General features: G+C 47.4%; 5 protein-coding genes and 1 pseudogene. 2 read left to right on the top strand and 4 right to left on the bottom strand.

The window, feature by feature from the left end; all coding sequences use genetic code 11:
• Positions 1-107: 107 nt before the first annotated feature.
• A complete protein-coding gene (locus F566_RS31410) occupies positions 108-398 on the bottom strand; it encodes a GNAT family N-acetyltransferase (RefSeq protein ID WP_033415521.1) in 291 nt (96 codons plus the stop codon).
• Positions 399-629: 231 nt separating this feature from the next.
• Between F566_RS31410 and F566_RS37115 the strand changes: the two genes are divergently transcribed.
• On the top strand, positions 630-2,069 hold the full coding sequence (locus F566_RS37115) for a hypothetical protein (protein WP_020405000.1): 1,440 nt from the start codon (positions 630-632) through the stop codon (positions 2,067-2,069).
• Between the two features lie 108 nt (positions 2,070-2,177).
• Here F566_RS37115 and F566_RS0100410 read toward each other — a convergent pair whose 3' ends face one another.
• Positions 2,178-2,582: a GFA family protein gene (locus tag F566_RS0100410; protein WP_026179655.1), complete on the bottom strand. Its 405-nt coding sequence runs from the start codon at positions 2,580-2,582 to the stop codon at positions 2,178-2,180.
• Between the two features lie 331 nt (positions 2,583-2,913).
• Between F566_RS0100410 and F566_RS31405 the strand changes: the two genes are divergently transcribed.
• Entirely contained in the window at positions 2,914-3,552 is a 639-nt protein-coding gene (locus tag F566_RS31405; RefSeq protein ID WP_020404998.1) for a DUF642 domain-containing protein, read from the top strand.
• An 85-nt stretch (positions 3,553-3,637) separates the two neighbouring features.
• On the opposite strand, the gene F566_RS0100400 is transcribed toward F566_RS31405, so the two are convergent.
• Both F566_RS0100400 and F566_RS36020 read right to left on the bottom strand, forming a co-directional pair.
• Positions 3,638-3,856 (bottom strand): DUF6500 family protein, encoded by a 219-nt coding sequence (locus F566_RS0100400; RefSeq protein WP_020404997.1) that lies wholly within the window; start codon positions 3,854-3,856, stop codon positions 3,638-3,640.
• Between the two features lie 480 nt (positions 3,857-4,336).
• A pseudogene (locus tag F566_RS36020) lies at positions 4,337-4,614 on the bottom strand (IS4 family transposase); the annotation flags it as partial.

Genomic DNA, 4,614 nt, shown 5'->3' with positions numbered 1-4,614 from the left:
CTTACGCTTCTTATTCTGGTATTCAGCTTCGGAGAAAGTCATCTGATCCATGGATAGTATTCCTGATGAGTGAAGTTGGCCGTATTATGACTGATTTGGGGAGTTATTCAGAGCCTCCCTAGATTAATTTCCTCAAAGCTATCAATGACCTCGGGCGAGATACCACAAAACCCAACAAGCTCACCACTCTCCTTGTCATCTAATGCCCAGGGACCAAACCCCCGTGTGCTATAGCAACTCATACACCAATCGATAAAACGGGCTGTCGCCAGTTTATCATGCACCCCACCGACAGAGTGCTTCATGACTTCCGGATCACTGAGAATCTCCGTTAGTTGAAGTAAATCTTCCTGAGACAATTCCCGAATGTATAATCGGTCAGATTCCGTGATTTTCAAAGCCATCTCCTTATATATAAAAAAAGACCTAATCCCCACCACCTATTGATATAGATACATGACTATTTTACGGTTCGCAGTCCACTAATAAGAAGCCTCTGAAAACGTTTATCACGTCACAACACCAGTGCAGATAGCTTTTCAAAGTTAGCGTAAAAAAGCAGGCTCTTATTCAAGATTCAATGAGAGTTTGATGAACTGCCACTTTCTTTGTTGCGATGGAGTATGCCAATGATCCCCGGGGACCCGAAATTTTCTCTTAATTCCCGATTGAAATCACTACTTTTAGTATCCACGATAACACTGCTCACAGCCTGCGGCGGTGGATCTGACAACAGTGACTCAAGCCAGTCTGATCGGGACACAGATACCAACCAGACCGATACCTCCTCTCAAGGTGACTCTTCAGATCAGGACGATAGTACAGAACCGGATGACGATTCAGATTCAAGTGACGATGGCGGAGATACAGCCGGGAGCCTGGACCTCAGAAACTACTTTTTCACCAGTTACGGCAGTGGAGAAGACACCTCCGGTGACGCCCAGGTTAGCGATACAGGTAATCAACTCTCTTTGAATGGAAACCGCTGGCTGAAGTTCGATCAAAACATCACGATTACTCCTGACACTGTTCTGGAATTCGATTTTGAAAGTGATACCGAAGGTGAGATCCATGGTCTGGGGTTTGATACAGATAATGAACTGAGCCCAAACAACATCTTCCAGGTCTACGGCACTGAAAATTGGGGCGTTACCGGAGCCTACCGTTACTCAGGTAGCGGCAAGAAGCATATCACCATCCCCGTCGGCGAATATTTTACTGGCGAATTTAGCCGCATGGTATTTATCAACGACGAGGACAGGGATAATCCCCAGTCCGACAGTCAGTTCAGTAATATCGTACTCCGCAATGCAGAGATGTCATCCTCAGCCATCGTGCTGGAACACGAAGACTTTGACGACTTGCAACAACCTTCCGACTGGACAATCGGAACACAACTCGGCGGTCAACTGGACTTCAGTAACGGCTATGCGGCTGGCCAGTATCCGGTCCCCGATGGCGAAAGCTACATCTGGTTCAATAAAACAATACTGGATGAACAGATCAGTGAAGTATACGTGCAGTTCAGAGCCCGTATGCCAGACGCTAAACACGGCCTGAAATTCCTGAAGATATTCGGCGAAAAATCCGGCGGCGGTTATGCCAACGTCACTTACGGTCTGGACTATACCGGCATTGATAACGGTAGCTTCTACTCCATAGGCTTTGGCGATGGTTCAACGGTCACCAACGACACCCAGAACATTATCGTGCTCTCAGGTGCCCTTCCGAAACTGGTCGGCCGCAGTTATGGCTCCGCAATGGTTAAAACGCCACAGAACGAGATCTTCTCTTCAGATGACTGGGGAGACGACTGGCACGAGTTTAAGATGTACTTCAAGTTCAACTCAGGTACCACAGCGGCAAACGAAGTCGCGGACGGCGCTATCTACCTGGAGATCGACGGAAAAGTCTACGTTGATGCCAAAGGCGTCTTTAACCGCCATTACAGTAACAGCCTTTACATTCAAAAAGTCGGCCTGTTTGGCTGGTCTCAGGCGGGAACGGAATCTTTCGCCATTGACTACGATGATGTCATCATCTCCAAAGACGGATTCGCCATTCCCTAGTTCAGAAACAGCCGTTCAAACGAACTTTTTAAACACGACGGCCGCAAACCATGCGGCCGTTTTTCGTTACGCCTGCTCCCTATACCACCCTGTTCAATATGGCACAGCTCAAGAAGGCAATGTATCAAATGCGGGGCCCCCTTCAAGATGACTATCCCAGTTGGCTTTCTCGGAAATGAAGAGATGAGCATCAGGTTTAATCGGCACTTCACTATCCAGGCTTCCCGCCGGAACAACCAGCAACTTCCCGTCCATTTGAGCACCAGGAACCGCAGAACCGCAAACCCTGCAGAACGATCTACTATGGCGGGTCGAGGGTATCGTATAAGTGGTAATCTGCCCTTCCCCGATCAGCCAGTTTAGAGTTGCCGTTGTTGAAAACAAATTGGCCGCATGGGCGCTCCCCGTATCTTTTCGGCAGCGATGGCAGTGACACAGGTAAAAACTTTCAAGACTGCCATCTATTTCGTATCTTATCCCGCCGCACAGGCAAGAACCGGTTAACTTATCCATCGGTCGCTCCACTTTGTATACCGTAGGCTGCTATTTATCACAGGCCGCCATTTACCATAGACTTCTATTTACCATAGATTCCCAATTATCCTAGGGTCTAATGTTTCTTTTCCTGCCAGTAATTTCTTTTACGAGCCAGGCATTGCTTCCAGTGCCACTGTGGCCCTACATGCCAGGGCTTAGGCAATCCTGCATTTAACAATTGTTTTAAGATTGTGCCCCCTCCCTAAGGTAACATGCGCTCACAATTTCCAATATGACCGGGACATTGCTGACGCTCTCGTTCTGAGATTCCCAAAGTTATAAATTCCTAAACAGGGTTTGGAGCAGTATGAAATCCATTATTTCAGGTATGTTTTTGGCGCTTTCAGTTGCAGGCAGTGCACAGGCCAACTTGATTCTTAACGGTGATTTTGAGGACACCCAGTTGAGTGGCAACAGTTGGACAGTGTTTGACAGCATTCCTGGCTGGCAGACCACCATGGGCCACAGCATTGAAGTTCAGCGTAACACGATCGTGTCAGCTCAGTCCGGTGATCAGTATGTTGAACTGGATTCCTATGCCAATAGCGCCATGACCCAGAGTCTCAACCTGAAAGCCGGCACCCGTTACGAGCTCAGTTTCTACTATATGCCGCGTACCGATAACGATAACAATGACAACGGCATTGGTGTTTACTGGGATGTTTTTAACGGTGATTTCGCCTCGTTCGATCCAATGAACGAAATCATCAGTATCGACAATATGCAACGTCGGGACATGGCCAACTGGACCGAATACACGCTGATGCTGGAAGCCCCTAGTGAGCTGATGGCACTGTCATTCGCAGGCCTTGGCAACAGTAATTCCGTTGGTGGATTCATTGATAACGTCAGCCTGCAGGCCGTCCCTGAACCTGCCGCTTTAGCAGCGTTTGGAATGGGGCTGGCGGGATTCCTGGGAGTTCGCCAATTCAAGCGCAGTAAATAAGTTCTTCCTTATCATTGTTGATCTATCAAACTTCAGATCTGATCAGACATTGATGGTTTTTCCCGGGCCCTTATGGGCCCTTTTTTTATACGCCACTTTCCACCATATCTCTTATCCTGACAGCTTTTTCAAAGTGATCCAGCTCGTGCAGCTTGATCCACCACGTGGCCGCTTCCATCAATAGTTCCGGGTCGTCATTCTTATTGGCAAAAAAGGCATAGAACGAGACACCAACGGATTCTCCTTTTGCAGCGATTTTCTTGTTACAGATCTCGATGATCTTTTGTCTTAGTTCAGCTCTCATTTATTTGGCAACCTCTTTCATTCCACACCCGTTTTGTCTCACCTGCAAAGCATCAATCGCCGATACAGGAACCTATTATTTCCAGAGCAAATCAGAAACCCTTTATGACCCGGAAAACTGAAATAAACTGGAAGACCCTGTAGGTCTTTCACGATTTCGATTTCATTGGCATCCAGTGATTGCCGCTATAATGCATAGCCTCAACAAATCTTTCTTCCCAATATCGGCTGCAACAAAGACACTGATAAACCCGATTGGAATACCAGGAGGGTGGGTTTCCATCATCGCTGATCAACACAAACTCGCACCCGGCATTTTGAAGATTTTCTCTGTAAGTAGGCCTTGGTTTCTTCGCCTCGTATACTTCTATACATTTACACGTCATCAAGAATGTCGTCTCTCCAATGTGAGCCTATCTCTGTCGTCTATTTAAACGAGTATGGAAGTTAAAAAAATGCCCGGCATCAGCCACAATGCTGTTCACTTAAGAGGAGCAGCATTGCGATCTACTGGATATCGGGTCTTTGATATCTTAACCGTCCGAGGTGTCGTAGGCCTCGGACGCCTCTCCAAAAACAGACTACTAATTCCCGATCTTAACTCTGACAAGCGCCGACCTGTTCCAGATATCGGATTGGAAGCCGCCATCACAATTAACTGAACAGCAATATAATCACACACTGGTTTGAAGCGAATGTCAGACGGGGCTCGATCAAAGCTTACCGCCGCAATCGATGCTTCTCGCCTTATGATGTTGT

Origin of the sequence: Hahella ganghwensis DSM 17046 (assembly GCF_000376785.1) — a bacterium.
GTDB lineage: Bacteria > Pseudomonadota > Gammaproteobacteria > Pseudomonadales > Oleiphilaceae > Hahella > Hahella ganghwensis.
The sequence above is the reverse complement of the archived record's forward strand: the minus strand, read 5'-3'. Positions and strand labels throughout refer to the sequence as shown.

Bases quoted from the DNA above. Each gene is read 5' to 3' on its own strand.
- F566_RS37115 (WP_020405000.1), top strand. From the start codon at position 630: ATGATCCCCGGGGACCCGAAATTTTCTCTTAATTCCCGATTGAAATCA.
- F566_RS0100410 (WP_026179655.1), bottom strand. From the start codon at position 2,582: ATGGATAAGTTAACCGGTTCTTGCCTGTGCGGCGGGATAAGATACGAA.
- F566_RS31405 (WP_020404998.1), top strand. From the start codon at position 2,914: ATGAAATCCATTATTTCAGGTATGTTTTTGGCGCTTTCAGTTGCAGGC.
- F566_RS0100400 (WP_020404997.1), bottom strand. From the start codon at position 3,856: ATGAGAGCTGAACTAAGACAAAAGATCATCGAGATCTGTAACAAGAAA.